Source organism: Stenotrophomonas sp. AS012628 (assembly GCF_010608305.1).
GTDB classification, from domain to species: domain Bacteria; phylum Pseudomonadota; class Gammaproteobacteria; order Xanthomonadales; family Xanthomonadaceae; genus Stenotrophomonas; species Stenotrophomonas geniculata.
Genome location: NZ_VMBJ01000018.1, coordinates 17,463 through 35,244, shown reverse-complemented (window position 1 = coordinate 35,244; position 17,782 = coordinate 17,463). Strand labels below are relative to the sequence as shown.

General features: G+C 67.0%; 15 protein-coding genes. 10 read left to right on the top strand and 5 right to left on the bottom strand.

The features are described from left to right. Positions 1-35 precede the first annotated feature (35 nt). Positions 36-752, top strand: coding sequence for an MgtC/SapB family protein (locus G5A07_RS10230; protein WP_024957423.1), 717 nt, complete (start codon positions 36-38; stop codon positions 750-752). Positions 753-767: 15 nt separating this feature from the next. Here G5A07_RS10230 and G5A07_RS10225 read toward each other — a convergent pair whose 3' ends face one another. Continuing rightward, positions 768-1,175, bottom strand: coding sequence for a MerR family transcriptional regulator (locus G5A07_RS10225; RefSeq protein WP_019337863.1), 408 nt, complete (start codon positions 1,173-1,175; stop codon positions 768-770). 63 nt (positions 1,176-1,238) lie between these two features. Between G5A07_RS10225 and G5A07_RS10220 the strand changes: the two genes are divergently transcribed. Then, entirely contained in the window at positions 1,239-2,066 is an 828-nt protein-coding gene (locus G5A07_RS10220; RefSeq protein WP_029550798.1) for a class I SAM-dependent methyltransferase, read from the top strand. Between the two features lie 85 nt (positions 2,067-2,151). Here the strand turns inward: G5A07_RS10220 and G5A07_RS10215 are convergent, their stop codons facing one another. The 4 genes from G5A07_RS10215 to G5A07_RS10200 all read right to left on the bottom strand — a co-directional run bounded on the left by G5A07_RS10215 (position 2,152) and on the right by G5A07_RS10200 (position 9,783). Next, positions 2,152-2,442: a hypothetical protein gene (locus G5A07_RS10215; RefSeq protein WP_014037513.1), complete on the bottom strand. Its 291-nt coding sequence runs from the start codon at positions 2,440-2,442 to the stop codon at positions 2,152-2,154. Positions 2,443-2,563: 121 nt separating this feature from the next. After that, positions 2,564-3,400: an OmpA family protein gene (locus tag G5A07_RS10210; RefSeq protein ID WP_043401444.1), complete on the bottom strand. Its 837-nt coding sequence runs from the start codon at positions 3,398-3,400 to the stop codon at positions 2,564-2,566. Positions 3,401-3,461: 61 nt separating this feature from the next. Next, the gene (locus G5A07_RS10205; protein ID WP_191863274.1) at positions 3,462-8,567 is read right to left on the bottom strand and encodes a YadA-like family protein; all 5,106 of its coding nucleotides are present in this window, start codon (positions 8,565-8,567) and stop codon (positions 3,462-3,464) included. A gap of 235 nt (positions 8,568-8,802) precedes the next feature. After that, positions 8,803-9,783 (bottom strand): helix-turn-helix domain-containing protein, encoded by a 981-nt coding sequence (locus G5A07_RS10200; RefSeq protein ID WP_010485148.1) that lies wholly within the window; start codon positions 9,781-9,783, stop codon positions 8,803-8,805. Positions 9,784-10,469: 686 nt separating this feature from the next. Between G5A07_RS10200 and G5A07_RS10195 the strand changes: the two genes are divergently transcribed. From G5A07_RS10195 to G5A07_RS10160, 8 genes are all read left to right on the top strand, one after another. Then, a complete protein-coding gene (locus tag G5A07_RS10195; protein ID WP_019337868.1) occupies positions 10,470-10,661 on the top strand; it encodes a Flp family type IVb pilin in 192 nt (63 codons plus the stop codon). A 65-nt stretch (positions 10,662-10,726) separates the two neighbouring features. Beyond that, positions 10,727-11,272, top strand: coding sequence for an A24 family peptidase (locus tag G5A07_RS10190; RefSeq protein ID WP_191863273.1), 546 nt, complete (start codon positions 10,727-10,729; stop codon positions 11,270-11,272). Next, positions 11,269-11,745, top strand: coding sequence for a TadE/TadG family type IV pilus assembly protein (locus G5A07_RS10185; RefSeq protein WP_049437704.1), 477 nt, complete (start codon positions 11,269-11,271; stop codon positions 11,743-11,745). The genes G5A07_RS10190 and G5A07_RS10185 overlap by 4 nt, the downstream gene beginning before the upstream one ends. A 23-nt stretch (positions 11,746-11,768) precedes the next feature. Then, positions 11,769-12,806: a Flp pilus assembly protein CpaB gene (gene cpaB / locus G5A07_RS10180; protein ID WP_171954439.1), complete on the top strand. Its 1,038-nt coding sequence runs from the start codon at positions 11,769-11,771 to the stop codon at positions 12,804-12,806. Positions 12,807-12,824: 18 nt separating this feature from the next. Beyond that, positions 12,825-14,183: a type II and III secretion system protein family protein gene (locus tag G5A07_RS10175; protein WP_191863272.1), complete on the top strand. Its 1,359-nt coding sequence runs from the start codon at positions 12,825-12,827 to the stop codon at positions 14,181-14,183. Positions 14,184-14,210: 27 nt separating this feature from the next. After that, positions 14,211-15,467: a fimbrial protein gene (locus tag G5A07_RS10170; protein ID WP_049455076.1), complete on the top strand. Its 1,257-nt coding sequence runs from the start codon at positions 14,211-14,213 to the stop codon at positions 15,465-15,467. Further along, positions 15,452-16,801: a CpaF family protein gene (locus tag G5A07_RS10165; protein ID WP_010485132.1), complete on the top strand. Its 1,350-nt coding sequence runs from the start codon at positions 15,452-15,454 to the stop codon at positions 16,799-16,801. The genes G5A07_RS10170 and G5A07_RS10165 overlap by 16 nt, the downstream gene beginning before the upstream one ends. A gap of 2 nt (positions 16,802-16,803) precedes the next feature. Next, a complete protein-coding gene (locus G5A07_RS10160) occupies positions 16,804-17,760 on the top strand; it encodes a type II secretion system F family protein (protein ID WP_049410331.1) in 957 nt (318 codons plus the stop codon). The last annotated feature ends 22 nt before the right edge of the window (positions 17,761-17,782 follow it).

Below are 17,782 nucleotides of genomic sequence, written 5' to 3'. Positions count from 1 at the left end.
GATCTACCGTCACACGACCGGGGTAGACTCCGGCCATGCGCTTTATTGAGACCTTCCAGGCCGGTCCCTTCGCCGACACCGTGGTCAGCCTGCTGGCCGCTTTCGTACTGGGCACGCTGATCGGCGCCGAACGCCAGTACCGGCAGCGCACCGCCGGCCTGCGCACCAACGTGCTGGTGGCCGTGGGCGCGGCCGCCTTCGTCGACCTGGGCATGCGCATCGCCGGCAGCGCCGAGGCGGTGCGGGTGATCTCCTACGTGGTCTCCGGCGTCGGCTTCCTCGGCGCGGGCGTGATCATGAAGGAAGGCATGAACGTGCGCGGCCTGAACACCGCCGCCACCCTGTGGTGCTCTGCGGCGGTGGGCAGCTGCACCGGCGCGGACATGCTGGCCGAAGGCGTGCTGCTGACCGTGCTGATCATCGCCGGAAACACCCTGCTGCGGCCGCTGGTGAATGCGATCAACCGCATTCCGATCAATGAGACCGCCACCGAGGCGACCTACGAAGTGCGCCTGAGCGTGGATGCCGAAGCCGTGCCGCGCGTGCGCGAGCGGTTGGTCGACGCGCTGGAAGCAGCGCAGTATCCGGTCGGTGATGTGCAGGTGGTCGAGCATGCCGATGCACCCACCGATGTGATCGCGGTGCTGGTCAGTACGGCCGTCAGTGCCGATGAGCTGGACGTGGTGCTGGCGCGGATGGAGCACGTGCCGGGCGTTCTGCATGCCACCTGGGAAGTCAGCACCCGCGATTGAGCCGGTTCCGGCAACTCACCCACCCGCCATGCGCTGCTGCGCCCGCAGCAGCTTGCGGAATGAACCGCACTGCCGCGCATCCTGCGCTTCCGGGCAGGCCGCCGCGCGCTGCAGGTGCCGGCGCACCCGCTGCAGCTGGGTGATCTGCCTCTGCAGCACATCAGCCTGCGCCAGCAGCGCCTCACGATCCAGGGAGATACATCCACGCTGCGGCGGCAGCGATGCCCCGATCTGCTGCAGTGACATCCCGGCCGCCTGGCCGAGACCGATCAGCGCCAGCCGTTCCAGCACCTGCTCGTCATACTGCCGGCGCAGGCCGCGACGCCCAAGTGCCTGCAGCAGCCCCAGCTGTTCGTAGTAGCGCAGGGTCGAGGCCGGCACGCCACTGCGCTTGACCACCTCGCCGATATCCAGTTCACGCATGGGCTTGACCTCAAGTCGTCTTCAAGCAGCAACCTATGGGCCACTTCCCGACAAGGCAAGACCATGGCCAGCCCATCCCCCGTTGATCAGAACACCCTCTGGAACGGCCCCGGCGGCCAGATCTGGGTCGCCCAGCAGGCCATCCTCGATGGCCTGTTCCAGCCGATGGCCGACCTGCTGGTCGCCGAGTTGCCAGAAACCGTCACGCAACTGCTCGACATCGGATGCGGCACGGGCGCAAGCCTGCTTGCCGCCGGTGCGGCACGCCCGGCCGCCCACTGCACCGGCCTGGATATCTCCGCACCGATGCTGGCAATGGCGCGCGAACGGGCAGAAACGGCGGGGCTGGACGCTGACTTCATCCTTGCCGACGCGCAACGGCACCCTCTGCCTTCCGCGCACTTCGACTGGATCCAGTCGCGGTTGGGGGTGATGTTCTTCGAGGATACCGGTGCGGCCTTCGCCAACCTGCACCGCGCCACGCGGCCCGGTGCCGGCCTGCGTTTCATTGCCTGGCGCAGCGCTGACGAGAATCCATTCATGACCACGGCCGAGCGCGCGGTCGGCGATGCGCTTGAGCTTCCGCCGCGCGTACCCGGTGCCCCGGGACAGTTCGCCTTCGCAGATGGCCAACGCGTGCAGCGCCTGTTGCAGGCTGCCGGCTGGAAGGATGTGGAGGTGGTTGCGGTGGACCTTCCGTGTTCGATCGCACGCGATGAGCTGCCGACCTACGTCGGCCAGCTGGGCCCGGTGGGCCAGGCGCTGCGGGCGCTGCCCGAAGCGGAGGCCGCTGGGCTGCGCGACCAGGCGCTGGCAGCATTCACACCATTCATCGACGGCGATCGGGTCCGCGTGGATGCTGCCTGCTGGTTGATCCGCGCACGCGCATGACACAGAAAAGGGGACGGAGGGGATTAAGTCGTCCATGTCCCTGCCGTGCCGGGAACGACTTAATCCCCTCCGTCCCCTTTTTCTTCTACAGTGCCTCGCCGGCGTCGGCCAGGCGCGATTCGATCAGCGCATACCACTGCTGCAACACGTCGATGAGCATGTCCAGTTCGGCGTCGGTGCGCTGTGCGCGACCACTGCGCAGGCAGGCCTGGGCTTCCTGCAGCTGGGCAAGGAAGCCGGCCACGGTGTCTGCCTGCAGGATCAAGCCCGGCAGGCGCCGCCCGGGAATGCGCACCACCGCATGGTTGCCGAGCTGGCCGTACACACTCAATGTGGCTTCCGTCTTCATGGAAAGAGGCAGGAATTGGGCGTTCATCGCGTGCACCATGGAAAACCTGAGCCGCCGGCAGGCATGGTCAACGGGGGAGACGTAACCACGTCCTGCCGACGGTCAGGGGGGACTCGGGATACCGGGGCATGACCCCGGTGTTGGACTCTCAGCGCGGCTGGGCCATTCCAGCAATCTGCACACGCCGGTTCGGCGCCAGGCAGGCGATCAGCTCGCGACGGTTGCGCTGCTCGCACTGCACGATCGGCTCGGCTGCGCCCCGCCCTTCGGCGCTGATGCTGGCCGCAGGCACCCCACCCTGCACCAGCGCGCTGCGCACGGCCTCGGCACGCCGCTGCGACAGGGTCTGGTTGTAGCTGGCACTGCCGATACGGTCGGTGTACCCGGTCACCCGGATCGACTGCACCTGACTGGCCTCGCGCACCTGCGCCAGCACGCCCTGTATGGCCTGCTGGCCTTCGGCACTGAGCACCGCGCTGTCGAACCCGAACAGCGCATCCGCCGACAACCGCAGCGGCTGCTCCGGCAACGGTGCCGGTGCTGGCGGCGCTGGCGGCCGCGGCGGTTCCAGCACCGCCGCGCACGATTCCGGCTTCCAGTAGCCCCCTTGGGCGATGCCCTTGCTGTCGAAGCGCACCTGGAACTGGCAGGTGAAATACTCCGCGCCCTGCGCAGTGCGGAAGTTGAACAGGTAGTTCCACTCGCGCACGCCCCACATGCCTTCGTTGAAGTGCGGCGTGCCCAGCAAGGTATACAGCTGGCGCTTGCTCATGCCCGGCGCGAAGCGGCGCAGGTCGGCGACGTCGGGATAGATGCCTTCCTTCAACGAGGCCTTCGAAGCCTCCGGGAACTGCACGGCGGTGGTTTCGGCAGGACCCTCGGCGGCCGGCGCATGGCTGCGACAGGCGGCCAGCAGGCCCATTCCCAGGACCAGGCCCAGCACTGCGGCCATCTGGCCGGTGCGGGCGATGCGATGCTGTTTCATGTCATTCCCCCTATGGACGTTTCCGCGATGCCGGGCCGCGCGTGCGGCCCGGCGGCGGGGATCACCACTGGATGCCGGCACCCACGGCCACACCGGCCTCGCCACGGCTGTTGGTGGAGCCGCTGAACTTGTAGATCCAGCGCCCTCCCTCGGAGACACCGGAGATACCGACCGCCACGCCCGACTCGCCGTTGTAGCTGCCGGCAGCGACCGAGGCCATGCTGCGGCCCGCTTCGCTGGGCTGCGGCAGGGCTGCGGTGGCCATCGCCGAAGCGATACCGGCCGAGGCGCGGTTGTCGGTCTTGCGCAGGTCGCGCTCGAAGCCCCCCATGCGCTCGTCGGTGTAGGCCTTCGACCAGTCCAGGGTCTGCGCCATGCCCGACTTCAGCTGGTCCACGTTGACTGCGTCGGTACCGGCGGTGCCGGCGGCGACGTTGCGCACCGTGGTCGGGCCGCTGTTGGTGCTGCCCAGCGTGACACTGTTGTAGTTGGTCGCACCGTTCACCGTGGTGTCGTAGCGGATCGTGCCCTGCTGCGAGGCCTGCAGCTGGCGCACGTTGACCGCATCGGTGGCCTGCGAACCGTCAGCCACGTTGACGACCTGGCGTTCGGCGCCGCTGGCACCGACCGAGACCGTGTTGGCCCGGTTCGCCACCGAACCCGCCCCCAGCGCCACCGAGTTGTCGGCCTGCGCCTGCGAACCATTGCCCAGCGCGGTCGAGTTGGCACCGGCGGCGGTGGAGCCTGCACCACCGGCGGCCGAGTTGGCACCGCTGGCGGACGGATCGGCCAGGTTGTTGGTGTTGTTGGCGCGGAAGCTGCCGGCCACGTTGGTGATGTTCTGGATCTTCTGGTCGGTGTACTTCTTCGACTCATCGATGGCGTAGTTCACACCATTCTTCAGCTGGCCGACATTGGTTGCGTCGTAGGTGTCGGAGCCATCGGCAACGTGGGTGATCTTGCGCTCGCTGCCGGTGCTGCCGACCGAGACCTCACCGGCCGAGTTGCTGGCGCCGGTCTGGCCGTAGGCACCGGTGTAGCCGCTCTGCGCACCAACGCTGGCCACCGAACCGGCACCCAGGGCGACGCTGTTGCCTGCACTGGCGCTGGCACCGTTGCCGACCGCCACGCTGTTGGCACCGGCCGCACTGGCCTGCGGGCCGACAGCCACCGCTTCCGCGCCGGCAGCCGATGCAGCCGCTGCGGTCGAGTTCACCGCCAGGTAGGCGCTGCCACCGCCGCCGTTGGTGATGCGCTGGTTGAGGACCTTCAGCGAGCCGTCCACCGCAGTGAAGGCGGCGGTGACGTTGTTGTAGTCGCCGCTGGTAAACGTGCCGTCGGTGGCGATGCTGGAGATGCTGAACTTCGGCGCGGTCCACACATTGGTGGTGCCGTTGTACGCGGTGGTGCCACCGAAGTAGTTGGCGATGGTGCTGTTGGTGTTGAACAGCTGGTCGCCGGTGATGGCATCGCTGCTGCCGGCCAGGATGCTGCCGGCGGCGACGTTGGTGATCTTCACCGCGCCGGTGCCGGTGCCCGTCAGCGTCACGCTGTTGAGCACGTTGCCGCTGCCGTCGACGTCGTACTTCACGGCCAGCTTGTCGATCTCGCCGGTCTGGTCGGCGACGTTGGCCAGCGAGTTGCTGACGGCATCGAAGGCGGTACCGACGTCGTTGTAGCTGCCCTTGGTGACGGTGCCGTTGGCGGCGACGTTGTTGATCGCGTAGGTCGGTGCGGTCAGCACACCGCTGGCATTGACCGCTGCACCACCTCCGAGGTGGGTGGCCACGGCCTGGTTGGCGGCGAACAGCTGGGCACCGTTGATGGCCTCGCTGCTGGTGGCACTGACCTGGCCCGGGCCGAGGTTGCGCAGCGTGGTGGCGGTGCCAGCCTGGCCCAGCGTGGCGCTGGCATAGTTGACGCTGCCGTCGCCGTTGAGGTCATAGCGCAGGGCGCCCTGCTCCGAGGCCTGCAGCTGGCCCAGGTTGACTGCATCGGTCGCTGCGGTACCGGCCGCCATGTTGGTGACCTGACGCTCGGCACCGGCGGCACCGATGGACACGCTGTTGGCACGATCGGCCAGGCTGCCGGCACCGACCGCGATGCTGTTGGCGGCGGTTGCGCGGGCGTTGGTGCCGACTGCGATCGAGTCGGCACCGCTGGCCAGGGCCTCGGTACCGGTCGAGTTCACCCGCAGGTACTTGGTGCCACCGTTACGGATGTCGGTGATCTGCGTGTTGAGGTTGACCAGCGAGCCATCGACCGCGGCGAAGGCATCGGTAGCGTTCTCATACAGGCCCTTGGCGATGGCGCCGCCGGTGGAGATGGTGCTGATCTCGAACAGGGGCGCAGTGAACGCGCCACTGGCAGGATCGAAGGCTGCGCGGCCGCCGAAGAAGCTGGCGATGGCAGCATTGGTCGCCGCCAGCTGGCCACCATTGACTGCTTCCAGGCTGCCGGCCGTGACCGCACCGCCAGCCAGGTTACCGATGGTGGTGGTGCCGGTGCCCGCGCCGAGCGTGACACGGCGATAGTTCGGGTTGCCGGCACCGTCCAGGTCATAGGTCACCGCAGCGGCCGCCACATCATCGATCAGGCTGATGGCCCCCTTCAGCTGGGCCACGTTGACCGCATCGGTATTGACACTACCCGCCGCGACGTTGGTGATCTGGCGCTCACCGCCACCGGCGGTACCCACCGACACTTCGCCGGCAGAGACCTGCGGCGCAGTGAGGCCATAGGCGCTGTAGCTGGCCTGGGCACCGCGCAGCGCGGCCGAGCGGTAGCCCAGTGCGACCGAATTGGCCTGGTTCGAGGTGGCCTCGGCACCGAGCAGGGTCTGCCCGTTGGCAGTACCCACCGCGCTGTCACCGACGATCACCGAGTGGCCCATGCGCGCGGCGTAGTCCGCGGTCGGCACGCCGGTCGGGTTGCTCGGGTCATTGGTGCCTGCACCCGGGAAGGCCACGTTGGCATCGACCTTCGGCAGTTCGTGCCGCGCATTGGCACCGATCACCACTTCCTTCGAGCCGTTGGCGAAGGCGCCGTCGCCCATCAGCACCTGGTAGTCCTGCGCGGCGTTGACGGCCCAGCAGGAGATGTCGGCCAGGGCGATGTCCAGGCACTTGGCGGCCCAGGCCGGCGAATCCTTCGGCAGCAACAGGCCCAGCAGGCCACCCGGATTGCCGTTGTTGATGTTGTAGATGTAGCTGTCGGAGGTGACGCCACCGATCAGGGTCAGGTGCGAGCTGCCGCCGGTGACGGCGCCGCCGAGGCCATTGAGGGTGCTGCCGACCGGCGACAGGTTGACCACCGGCAGTCCCAGCACATTGACCGTCGAGTAGGTCTGCATCACGTTGGCGTTGCTGAGCTTGAGGTTGCCGTTGCTCAGGTAGCCGTTGCCGCCGAACAGGCTGGTGGTGGTCGGGCCGATCAGCTGCCCGACATTACCGACCAGGCCGCCGGTGCCGATGATCAGGCCAGCGTTCGGGTCGGCCGGAGCCGGCGCCTTCGGGCTGGTCGGCGGGATCGCCGAGGGCTTGGTCAGGCCGAGGCCGCCGAGCGTGCCACCGACCAGGCCGCCTACGGCACTGCCGAGATTGCCGATGGTGCCGTTGAGGTTGCCATCGAGCAGGTTACCGACGGCGCCGCCGACATTGCCGAGTGTATCGCCCAGCAGGCCACCCAGGCCGCCGGTGCTGCCACCTGTTGCGCCGTTGAGTACACCGCTGACGGTGCTGCCTACTGCACCCACCGTATTGTTGAGCGTGCCGCCCACGGCACCGCCAACCGAACCGACCGTGCCGTTGAGTGCACTACCCACGGTGCCGCCGACTGCGCCAACCGTGCCAACCGCACCGTTGAGCGCGCCGCCGACGGTGCTGCCGACCGAAGCGACCGTCCCGTTGAGTGCACCACCCACGGCGCCGCCAACTGCACCGACCGTGCCAACCGCACCGTTGAGCGCACCACCGACGGTGCTGCCGACCGAACCGACCGTCCCGTTGAGTGCACCACCCACGGTGCCGCCAACTGCACCGACCGTGCCAACGGCACCATTGAGCGTGCTGCCCACTGCGCCGCCTACCGTTCCAACCGTGCCGTGCAAGGCGCCGCCGACCGCATCAACCGTGTTGCCTACGGTGCCATCAAGCACGCCGCCCACGGCGCCACTTGCTGCGCCGACAACGCCGCCCACCAGGCCACCGACGCCCAGCGCGCTGTTCTGCGCTGCCACGGTGGCTTGGCCGGCCAGCTTCAGATTGCGGTCGGCCACGACCTCCTGGCCATCCGGCGCCTGCACGCGCACTTTGCCGGCAACACCGGTATCGAAGGCCGCGGTGATCGCACGATCATGAGTCTCGCCCGGCAGCTCCTCCTTGGCCGGCAGCGTGACCGCCGCCGTCGCCTTGACCTGCCCCTGGCCGTCGATCTGGTGGCCCGCCAGCTTCAGCTGCGAATCCACCTTGCCGTCAACGGACGCCTTGAGGCCGGACAGCGAGCCAGCCGGTGCGCCAGCAACAGCGGCGGCCGCCTTGGCACCGGTATCGATCGAGGCCACCTGGGTACCGGCGATGCCAACGCCGGCCTTCGCCTGGGCATCCGCAGCCACACCGAGCGGCGCATGCGCGGACGGCGCAACGTTGGCCGCCAGCGATGCATCAATCTTCGCCGCATTGGACGCTGCATGACCCAGCCCGACATTGGCGCGAACATCGGCAGCCAGCGCAGGAACCGCGACCTGCTTCGGCGCGGCGTTCGCCGCCACCTTCACCTGCACGGTGGCCGGCAGCACGTCGCGTACGATCGGCAGCGAGTTCGTACTCAGCTGCAGGCCGACACGTGCGTCAGCGCTGATCGCCGGACTGCTCTGCGCCTGGCGCGATGCGGCGGCCAGCGCCACTTCCGCGTCGACCTTGACCGGCATCGGCTGCGCGTACTTCGCGGCCAGTGCCTGCAGGTCACGTAGAGACTGATTGGATTCGGATGCGCCTGCATGCCCGCTGGCCAGCGCACACAGCAGGGCCAGGGCCAGTGCGGTCGGCATCAGCAGTGCACTGCGCGGATCGCGGGCGGCGCTGCCGCCGCTGTCGCCGGTGGCCAGTTCCGAGGCCACAACCAGAGCATTGAGCTGGCGGTTCCATACACGCCGGTAGATGCGGTTCATGAGCATTTCCCCCGTAGGCGAACAACTGGAATGTCAGTGGACTTGCCGTTAGGCAGGTGACTGACATTTCAGCGTTTGCAACGGCGGCTGCGCACTTCATTCCGGCACGGAAATCGCGCATTCCGGCAAATCCACGGTCGGAATCGGCAGCCGGTTATGCAGAAGCGGCAACCATATCGGCAAGCGGATATGCAATTCCGGCAGGAACTGCCGGGAAACCCTTACGGGGCTTGAATCAAGCTGGCTGGCCGATCTGCGCGGGAGCGCGCATCAGCGTGTCACGCGGCAGTTCACCGAAGACCTTGCGGTAGTTGTCGGCGAAGCGCGACAGGTCCCACAGGCCACAGCTGAGGGCGATGGCCTTGACCGAACGGCGGCTGGAATCAGCCATCGACAGGCTGCGGCAGGCCGCGCACAGGCGCAGCATCGACAGGTAACGATTGGGCGACGTGCCGAACAGGTCCTCGAACGCGTAGCGCAGCCCACGCTCGCTGACACCGGCAGCATCGCAGATCTCATTCATGTAGATATTGCGGCGCAGGTTGAGGCGCATGAAGTTTTCCGCCCGCTGTGCGATCAGATAATGTGTGCGCCGCGCACGGCTGCAACCCGGGCGATCGGCGGAACCCGCGCCCAGCAGTGCCTGCACGTGTTCGTGCAGCAGCCGCTCGGTTTCTTCCGGCTGCAGGCCCGTGCCCTGGCCCAGCTGCAGGTGCAGCTGCTGGTAGTGCTGTGCCAGCGGGGCGGCCTCGCTGGCGAGATTGAACAGCGAAAGTGCCTGTCCGGCCGGCGGTGTACTGCGCAGGCTCAGTTCGGTCAGCTTGCGCTGCACCCGTGCCACCGGCACCAGCATCAGGGTCATGTGCGTGCCCGGGCTCAGGGTGAACTCGCTGATACCCTCCGGCATCACGGTCAACGCCATTCCAGGTACGAGCGGTACACCGTGGCACCAGCTCAGGGTTTCATCGGTCGCGTGCAGATACCCCAGCATCGCCCAGTCCGGCGGCAGCATGAATCGTCCACGGCAATGGAATCCACAGCTGATGCTGCAGAACAACGCCTCCTCGTGCACGCGTGAAGCGAAGGCCGCCCGCGGCCCATTGCCATCGAGCAGTAGCAGTTCGACATCACATACACGAAGCACGCCGCTCAGCGTCGCCAGGTCGATCGACCGCAGGCCGCTGTCGTCGCTGTCTCCTACCCCACCATCGACCATGACAGTGTCGTCCCCCGATTATCCGTCGTGCGATACGGCCCCCACTGCCTGACAGGGCGCGCACCTCTCATGGAATCTCTTCCATCGCCGGGATGCGCGCCAGCAAAGTGCGCGCCCCAAAAGAAACGCGAGTACTTGAATACGAGTATGCCCGATAATTCAACGGGGTAAACATCTGCACCGCATTGAATAAGATGGATACAGACGTGAAAACAAGGTCGTGGTGTTTGGCACAGTTTTCGCATGCAACTGAAAAACCCGCCTCACATTATCTGCACGTCGATGAATCGTTTTGCGAACGAACGGATTTCCGTCACAGAACCCGCGTGAAAAATTAAGGACCGAAGGGATTCTGCCGAATTTGCATATAGGTTCCGGTTGCAGCCGGCCGCCATTCAGGCAAAGTCGATAACACGGTGATCCGGTCTTTGATAATGACCACACCCAGGGGGACAGCATGACCATGCACGTATCGCTCGACACTTCGACCAACGGCTCCGCGCCGTGCGGTCGCGGTTGCGCGAACGGCGTCCCGCCTGGAATCGATCACCCTGCTTGAGCATGGCGGGTCCGTCCCGCCGTGCCTCCTCCGCCAGGACGTGCGGAGGTCCACGGACGATCCCGGCGGAGCCGGGCCACCGCCCAACAGGTGTCCTGTAGCAGACAGGTAGAGGGAGACAAACGTCATGAACGCATCGATCCGCAAGTTCCTGAAGGAAGAAGATGGCGTTACCGCACTCGAGTACGGCCTGCTGGCGGCTGTGATTGCGGGTGTCCTGATCGCACTGGGCAGCACGCAGATCAAGGATTTCTTCGAAACGCTCTTTGAGAATCTCACCAAGCTTGCCGACAAGGCGTCAGGCAACACACCGGCCTGAGCCGCTCCCAGGCTGATCAGGGACAGCAGCGGCTGACCGTCCACTGACGGACAAAGGAGGGTGCGATGACACTGCTGGGATTGCTGGCCATCGGTGTGTGCCTGCGGATCGCGATCAGTGATCTGTACGCCCGTCGGGTGCCCAACGCCTGGCTGCTGTCCGCATGCGCGATCACCGTTGTCGTGCTCATCGCCGGACAGTTCAACGCGCCGCGCCTGCCGTGGGCTTCCCACATTGCCGGCGCGGCGCTCGGCCTGGTCGCATTGCTGCCTTTCCATGCAGTGCGCTGGATGGGCGCCGGCGATGTCAAATTCTTTTCGGTACTGGGATTGATGCTGGGCTGGCAGGCACTGCTGCCGGTCTGGATCGCGGCCAGCCTGGCAGCGGGCGCACATGCCGCACTGGTGCTGGTATCACGCCGGTTGGGTCCAGTACTGCCCATCGGCCTTCAAGCCCATATGCATCGGGCAAGTTCGCAATGGCATTCGCACCCGGCGCTACGCGGAATGCAGAGCGCCCGCCAGGGACGCCAAGGCATTCCCTACGCCGCCTACCTGGCGGTATCCGCCATCGCCTGGATCCTCATCAGCACGTACGGAGGTGTGGCATGAACATCCACCACCGACGCCGGCAACGTGGCGCGGCCAGCATCGAGTTCGCGCTGATGTTGATGCTGGGCCTGCTGCCGCTGCTGTTGTTCACGTTCTCCGGCGTGATGATCATGGCGGCCCAGCAGACGTTGGCAACCGCCTCGGCCGAGGGTGCGCGCGCATCGCTGCGCTATGGCAGCGCCAACGAACGCCGTACGGCCGCCTGCGTTGCGGCGCGCAGTTCGATGCAGTGGCTGCTGAACTTCTCGGGTCAGCCGGTCGACTGCAGCAATGGCGGAAGCAACGCCATTCTGGTCTCGGCGCAGGCTCCCTGCGCCGGATTGGCCAGCGCCCAGTGCATGACCGTGACAGTCAGCTACGACTACGCAAGCCACCCCTTCCTGCCCGGCACCGCCACGCTCTACAAGTGGGTGATGCGGGCTCCCATCCGCAGCGTCGCGGTCGCTCAGCTCGACCTCGGCAGCGGCAACTGACGTTCGGTACAGGAGACGGTTCCATGCTCAAGTTGACCCGCATTGCTGCCGTCGCCCTGATCGGGCTGGCCGTGCTGCTGGCGGTGATCGCCTTGATGATCGGGCGCAAGCCGGCCGCGCCGGCCACGGTTGCCCCGGTCGCGCGGAGCGATGCCCAGGCGATCACCGTGGTGGAAGCGGTGGCACGACTGCCGGCCGGCGAACCGATCTCTGCCAACGGATTGCGTCTCGCACAGCGCAGCGCCCCGGTTGCCGGTGCCGCCACCAGCATTTCCGCCGTGGTCGGAAAGGTACCAGTGCAGGACATTGCCGAAGGCACAGCGATCAGCAGCAATGCACTCGCGCAGGGATTCTCGCTGCAGCTGCGCCCCGGGGAACGCGCACTCGCGGTCCCGGTCGACGAGCTGGTGGGTGCCGGCAACCGCATCCTGCCAGGTGATTTCGTCGACGTGTTCCTCAACCTGCGCACGGCCCAATCCAGCGCCAGCGGCCCGGCCGATGCAGCACAGACGCGCCTGCTGTTGTCGCGCCTGCGCGTGCTCAGCTATGGCCAGCAGGACATCGCCCCGGCCAACCATGACGCTGTTGCCAGCACTGATGCCGATGCCCGCAACGATCCACGCGCCGCCGACATCACAGGAAGCAGCAGCACCCAGAGTACGGGCAGCGAGACTGCCCAGCCCGCACGCAGCGCGGTACTGGCGGTACCGGTGGCCGATGCCAACCGGCTGCTGCTGGGTGCACAGCAGGGCAAGCTGTTCCTCGCCCTGCGCAACCCTGCCGATTCCGGCCAGCCCGATCTGGCGCTGTTCCCGCAGGCACGCGGGGTGATCGATCCGCTGCGGGGGCTTGATGCGGAGCAGCAGCTTGCGCTGCAACGGCCAGAGAATCACGCCTTCGCCGGCATCGACGGCGATGCATTGGCCGGCCGCAGCAACACACCGGCGCGCAGTACCCAGGATGCCCCAGCACGCGCACCCGCACCGCGGCGTAGTTCTCCGCGCGCATCGGGTATCGAAATCATCCGAGGCGACAGCTCCGCCCCCCGTGGTTCCCTTTGACCTGCATCGAGCGCATCCATGACCGAACGTCGCCGCAGTCCACGCCCCTCCACCCGCCAGCGCTGGCTGGCCCTGCTGCTGGTGCTGCTGGCACCGGTGACGAGCGTGGCTGCCGACGACCTGGTACTGCAGGCACGTGAGCAGCGCCCCTGGAGCCTGCCGGGCGACCTGGAGCGGGTCGCCATTGCCGATCCGGGCGTGGCCGATATCGTGATGCTGCGCGGCCAGCGCCAGGCATTGCTGGTCGGCAAGGCGCCTGGCACCACCACGCTCCTGCTCTGGCACCGCAAGCAGGCCGAGCCACAGCGCCTGCAGGTGCGGGTACAAAGCGCGGTGCAGGGTGCGGCCGACGCCGGCGCGAACGGGCTGGTATTCACCCAGCAGGACAATCAGGGCCTGCTGCAGGGAAGCACCGACAGCGTGCTCTCGCACATGCAGGAACAGAAGACCGCCGCCATGGCGCTGGGCAAGGAGGGGCTGCTTGCCGATGCGTCGACGGTCAGCAGCGGCGGCGTGGTCCAGGTCGAGGTCAAGGTGGTCGAGTTCAACAAGACCGCACTGAAGCAGATCGGCATCAGTTTCCAGAACCGCAATGGCAACTTCGCCTACGGCTTCGCCCGCCCGGGCGGCCAGTTGCCGGGCAACACCGGCATCCTGCCCGGCATGAAGGAAGGCAACTCCGGCAACGAAGCCGAATCGCCCATTTCTTCGGCCTTCCGCCTGGTGTTCGGCTCGACCAAGGGCCTCTGGAATGCCGATGTCGACCTGCTGCAGAGCAATGGCATGGCGCGCGTGCTGGCCGAGCCGACACTGGTCGCGCTGTCCGGGCAGAGCGCCAGTTTCCTGGCCGGCGGCGAGCTGCCGATACTGGAACCGCAAGGGCTGGGCACCACGACGATCACCTACAAGCCCTTCGGCATCGGCCTGACCGTGACACCGACGGTACTGGCCCCGAACCGCATCGCCCTGAAAGTCGCACCGGAAGCCAGCGACCTGGACTACAGCAACGCCATCGCGCTCAACGGCGTGCAGATTCCCTCGATCACCACCCGGCGTGCCGACACCACGGTCGAACTGGGCGATGGCGAGAGCTTCGTGATCGGTGGCCTGGTCAGTTCCAACGTGGTTTCCAGCGTCGGCAAGATTCCGCTGCTGGGTGACCTGCCGATCATCGGCTCGTTCTTCCGCAACTTCGACTACAAGCGCCAGGACAAGGAACTGGTGATCATCGTCACGCCACGCCTGGTGAAGCCGCTGGCACGCAACACCGACCTGCCACTGCCCGGCGACCGCGAAGCCAAGCCGCACATGCCCGAATGGGGCGCCTGGCTGCTGGGTCCGATCAGCCAGGATCCGGTGCCCGGCTTCTCACGCTGATTCCATGATGCCTGCGATACCACGCCCATGCCCTACGCCACTGCCCAGCCGCTGCATCCGCAAGGACCGCCGATGAACCTGGTCCTGTATGGAATGGATCGCGAACTGCTGCCCCGGCTGGCGGCCAAACTGCCGCCGACCACTACCCTGCACTGGCAGGACAGCAGTACGCCGACCTCCGCCCAGGATCTGCAACGTGGGCCGCAGAGCCTTGTGCTGCTCGATTTCCGCCCCGAACATGCGGCCGCCTCCAGCGTGCTGGCGCAGCAACTGCAACAGACAGAGCCGGATCTGGCATTGGTTGCCGTCGGTGCCACCAGCGCCGGCCAGGTGGAAGGCGTCGTCATCGCATTGCGGGCGGGCCTGCGTGATGTGCTGGATCTGGACAGCGACAACGTCGGTATCGAGGCCGCGCTGCGTCGCGCCCTGTCGCCACGACCGGCTGCCGCCGCGCAGCACGCGCACAAGGCGCGCCTGATCGTGCTGCTGGGCGTGCGCGCCGGGGTCGGCACCAGTACGCTGGCCGCACATCTCTCGGTGCTGGCACAGCAGACCCGTGCGCTGGCACAGGGCGAGGCACTGCATCAGGACGGCCTGCTGATGGAGCTGGCCCAGCCTTCGGGTGACCTCGCGCTGTACCTCAACCTGGACAGCCGCTTCCATTACGAAGACGCGCTGCGCAACGCCAGCCGCATCGATGCCACCCTCGCCCGCACGGCCATGGCCCGTCACGATTCCGGGCTGGTGCTGCTGGACCGCGCCAGCGGCAGCGATGCGGTACCGCCGTCCGATCCGGGTGCGTTGCTGCAGCGCCTGCGCACCGTGTTCGCCAGCGTGCTGTGTGATGCCGGTGGCTGCCCGCTGCGTCAGCTGCCGCCGCTGCTGCTGGACCAGGCCGACGAGATCTGGCTGGTCACCGATGCCTCCATCGCCACACTGGTGTCGCTCGACCAGGCACTGAAGCATCTTGCCGGGCAGCGCGAACGCGAGAAGCGCCTGCAGCTGGTGATCAACCGCCACGATGACAGCAGCGGCATGAGCCCGGAGCAGATCGCGCGCCGCTTCGAGGTGCCCCTGCTGGCGACGCTTCCCGAACGACCGCGCGTGCGCCTGGCTGCCAGCCAGGGCCACCTGCTGCTGCAGGATGCACCGCGCGACCCCTACCTGCGTGCCCTCGCTCCGCTGGTTTCGCGCCTGGATCCGGCTGCTTGCCCGGTCCAGGCGCAGGGCCTGCGGGAAAGACTCTCCCTTGCCCTGGGTGGATCGCAATGGAAGACAAGGTAACCCCGTTCCCGCATGCCGTTGCCCGGCCGGTGCTGCCCGAAAGCTCGCCGGGCCACCAGCCGTTCGCGCAGACCGAGCAGTACCAGAAGGTGCTCTCGGCCGCGCATGAGCACCTGCTCAACAGCATCGAGGACGAGCGCATCGACATCGATTCCTGGGCCCCCGACACCATCGCCCGTTGGGTGCAGGTGCAGACGGTGGGCTTCATCCAGGAGTGGCGCATCCCGATCAACGAAGAGGAAATGCAGGTGGTGGCCAACGGCCTGGTCAAGGAGCTGACCGGCTTTGGCCCGCTGGACGACCTGCTGCACGACGCGTCCATCGAAGACATCCTGATCAACGGTTTCAAGGATGTGCACGTGTCCCAGGGCGGCCAGCTCAAGCGGGCCACCCAGCGCTTCACCGACGATACGCATCTGCTGCGCATCCTGCGCCGCATCCTCGCCCCGCTTGGGCGCCGGCTGGATGACTCCAATCCGATGGTCGATGCGCGCCTGCCCAACGGCGGCCGTCTCAACGCGATCATCTCGCCACTGGCGGTGGATGGACCGATGGTGTCCATCCGCAAGTTCCGCAAGGACCCGTTCACCCCCGATGAACTGCTGGCCAAGGGCACCTTCGATGCGCCGATGCAGGCCTTGCTGAAGGCGATGGTGCTGGGCCGCTGCAACATCCTGGTATCCGGCGGCACCAGCTCCGGCAAGACCTCGCTGCTGAACGCCCTGGCCAGCTACGTCCCCGCGAACGAGCGCGTGATCACCGTCGAGGACACCGCCGAGCTCTCGCTCAACCACCCGCATGTGGTCCGCCTGGAAAGCCGTATCGGTGGCGCCGAAGGCCACGGTGCCGTCAGCATCCGCGATCTGGTCCGCAACAGCCTGCGCATGCGCCCCGACCGCATCGTGGTGGGCGAGGTGCGCGGCGCCGAGGTCCTGGAAATGCTGCAGGCAATGAACACCGGCCACGACGGCTCGATGGCCACCATCCACGCCAACTCACCGCGCGACTGCCTGTACCGGATCGAGATGCTGGCCGGCTTTGCCGGCTTCCAGGGCAGCGAGGACAGCCTGCGCCGGCAGATCGCCAGTGCCATCGACTTCATCGTGCAGATCTCGCGCTTGGGCAGCGGGCGCCGCGTGCTGGTATCGATCACCGAGATCACCGGTGTGAGCGACAACCTGATCACCACCCAGGAAATGTTCCGCCACGAGCTGCAGATCGACGGCAACGGCAAAGAGATCGATCGCTGGGTCGGGCTGGGCTTCCATCCGCACTCACACAAGCTGGAGCCGTTCCGCCAACAACTGCGCGAATCGCTCTACGGAGACTTCTGAGCATGGGAACCGGCGCGCTGCTGGGCATGTTGAGCATCATCGCGGTGCTGCTGGCGCTGGCAGCCTGGCTGTGGGGCACGGCCAGCAGCCGTGAACAACGCCAGGTTTCAATGCGGCACGCCGAGCAGCAGCTTTCGCGCGGAAGCGCCACGGGCGGAGCACCCGCCGGGCCGTCCGTCACCGCTGCCAACGATCCGGCGCGGCCCGCCAGCACCGGGCGCCGCGTGCTGCCGCTGGATGGCCTGCTGCAGCGCGCAGGGCTGCAGACCGGCTGGAAAATTCCCATCATGCTGCTGGTACCGGGGCTGGTACTGTCGGTGGTGGCGATGCTGCGGCTGGGCACCGCATGGATGTTTCCGCTGACCCTGCTGCTGTACCTGCTTGGCTGCTGGCTGTGGGTGATGCGGCGGACCACGAAGCTGCGTGCGCAACTGCTGCATCAGCTGCCGGACTTCCTCGACAACCTGGTGCGGCTGACGGCACTGGGCAACAGCCTGCAGGCCGCGTTCCAGGTTGCTTCGATGCAGACCAGCGCGCCGTTGCGCGGGCTGCTGGACACTACGGTGCGCTTTGCGCGCAGTGGCATGGAGCTGGACCGTGCACTCGCACAGGCCTCGCATCCCTATCGCATGGATGTGTTGAAGGTGTTGTCGGTGGTGATCGGTGTCAGCGTGCGCATCGGCGGGCGCTCCGACCAGATCCTGCAGCGCATGGGCGATTTCATGCGCGATCTGGAACAGGCCCAGCAGGAGCTTGCGGCAACGACCTCGGAGACGCGCATGTCAGCCTGGGTGCTGGGCCTGCTGCCACCGGCCTGCGCGGTGCTGATGGCGATCGCCAGCCCGGACTTCTTCCAGCCGGTGCTGCACGATCCGCTTGGCCACAAGATCCTGCTGCTTGCACTGGGCATGGAGCTTGTCGGTGGCTTCCTGCTGTATCGCCTGGCCAAATCGCTATGAACCACCCCCGCCCCGCCGGAGA

What these genes read in the sequence shown, in the direction of transcription:
- G5A07_RS10205 (WP_191863274.1), bottom strand. Translation starts at nt 8,567, where the DNA reads ATGAACCGCATCTACCGGCGTGTATGGAACCGCCAGCTCAATGCTCTG.
- G5A07_RS10195 (WP_019337868.1), top strand. Translation starts at nt 10,470, where the DNA reads ATGAACGCATCGATCCGCAAGTTCCTGAAGGAAGAAGATGGCGTTACC.
- G5A07_RS10190 (WP_191863273.1), top strand. Translation starts at nt 10,727, where the DNA reads ATGACACTGCTGGGATTGCTGGCCATCGGTGTGTGCCTGCGGATCGCG.
- G5A07_RS10160 (WP_049410331.1), top strand. Translation starts at nt 16,804, where the DNA reads ATGGGAACCGGCGCGCTGCTGGGCATGTTGAGCATCATCGCGGTGCTG.
- G5A07_RS10215 (WP_014037513.1), bottom strand. Translation starts at nt 2,442, where the DNA reads ATGAACGCCCAATTCCTGCCTCTTTCCATGAAGACGGAAGCCACATTG.
- G5A07_RS10165 (WP_010485132.1), top strand. Translation starts at nt 15,452, where the DNA reads ATGGAAGACAAGGTAACCCCGTTCCCGCATGCCGTTGCCCGGCCGGTG.
- G5A07_RS10210 (WP_043401444.1), bottom strand. Translation starts at nt 3,400, where the DNA reads ATGAAACAGCATCGCATCGCCCGCACCGGCCAGATGGCCGCAGTGCTG.
- G5A07_RS10200 (WP_010485148.1), bottom strand. Translation starts at nt 9,783, where the DNA reads ATGGTCGATGGTGGGGTAGGAGACAGCGACGACAGCGGCCTGCGGTCG.
- cpaB (WP_171954439.1), top strand. Translation starts at nt 11,769, where the DNA reads ATGCTCAAGTTGACCCGCATTGCTGCCGTCGCCCTGATCGGGCTGGCC.
- G5A07_RS10170 (WP_049455076.1), top strand. Translation starts at nt 14,211, where the DNA reads ATGCCCTACGCCACTGCCCAGCCGCTGCATCCGCAAGGACCGCCGATG.
- G5A07_RS10220 (WP_029550798.1), top strand. Translation starts at nt 1,239, where the DNA reads ATGGCCAGCCCATCCCCCGTTGATCAGAACACCCTCTGGAACGGCCCC.
- G5A07_RS10230 (WP_024957423.1), top strand. Translation starts at nt 36, where the DNA reads ATGCGCTTTATTGAGACCTTCCAGGCCGGTCCCTTCGCCGACACCGTG.
- G5A07_RS10175 (WP_191863272.1), top strand. Translation starts at nt 12,825, where the DNA reads ATGACCGAACGTCGCCGCAGTCCACGCCCCTCCACCCGCCAGCGCTGG.
- G5A07_RS10225 (WP_019337863.1), bottom strand. Translation starts at nt 1,175, where the DNA reads ATGCGTGAACTGGATATCGGCGAGGTGGTCAAGCGCAGTGGCGTGCCG.
- G5A07_RS10185 (WP_049437704.1), top strand. Translation starts at nt 11,269, where the DNA reads ATGAACATCCACCACCGACGCCGGCAACGTGGCGCGGCCAGCATCGAG.